Origin of the sequence: Flavobacterium notoginsengisoli (genome assembly GCF_042686225.1) — a bacterium.
Taxonomy (GTDB): Bacteria; Bacteroidota; Bacteroidia; order Flavobacteriales; family Flavobacteriaceae; genus Flavobacterium; species Flavobacterium notoginsengisoli.
Window position 1 is genome coordinate 1 of record NZ_JBHUOT010000012.1, and the last position, 1,009, is coordinate 1,009.

Here is a 1,009-nt window from a genome sequence, read left to right on the forward strand (position 1 = left end):
CAACCAATGTGTTTACAACATCAACCGAAGCCGTAGCTGTTTTACAGTTGGTTGTATTGATTTCACAGATTTGATAAACAATGCTGTAGCTTCCGCTTGGTGCATTGGCCGCAAGAGTAACTACTCCGCTTGCATCCACACTCAGTACGCCGTCTGTTTTTGGCGTTACCGTAGTGTTGTCTGCTGTAACTGCTACTCCGTTTAAGGTATCGTTGGTTTTTACGTTTCCAACTGTTGTTGCTGTTGCGCCTGATGTTTTGGTTCCAAATGGATCTGCATTGGCACATAGAATTGAATTAATTTCAACTGCATCAGAAATCTCAGAAGCACAACTATTTAAAGTTGCTGTTACTTTATAAATTCCTTTTGTTGCTGTAACAACCCCTGTAGCTGTATTTAGTGTTGCTCCATTTGGACTTATTGTATAAGTATAGGAAGAATTATAATTTGTAATTGTAAAGGTTCCTGTAAATGTACTACAAGTAGGCTGATTTATAGAACCTAATATAGGTTTTACCGGATTTGTTGTTATTGTTACAACTACCGCTGTTCTTGTACTCTCACATCCGTTTGAGCTCTGGCTTACATAATAGGTTCCTGTTGCCAAAACCGTAGTACCTGCAAGGGCTGTTCCACCTGTCAAGGCCGAATACCATTTATAAGATGCTCCAAGGGAAGCCAAATCTGCAATCGTTTTGTTTTCTGATGAACAGAAAGTCTGTGCTGCAACAGTCGGTGCCGATGGTGTCGGGTTTACCGTTACCGATACCGATGCTCTTGTACTCTCACATCCGTTTGAGCTCTGGCTTACATAATAGGTTCCTGTTGCCAAAACCGTAGTACCTGCAAGGGCTGTTCCACCTGTCAAGGCCGAATACCATTTATAAGATGCTCCAAGGGAAGCCAAATCTCCAATCGTTTTGTTTTCTGATGAACAGAAAGTCTGTGCCGCAACTGTCGGTGCCGATGGTGTAGCATTTACCGTTACCGATACCGATGCTCTTGTACT

General features: G+C 42.3%; 1 protein-coding gene. It reads right to left on the reverse strand.

The features are described 5' to 3' along the window. The coding region (locus tag ACFS3A_RS22110) for an Ig-like domain-containing protein (protein ID WP_449267446.1) at positions 1-1,009 on the reverse strand (1,009 nt) is incomplete at both ends.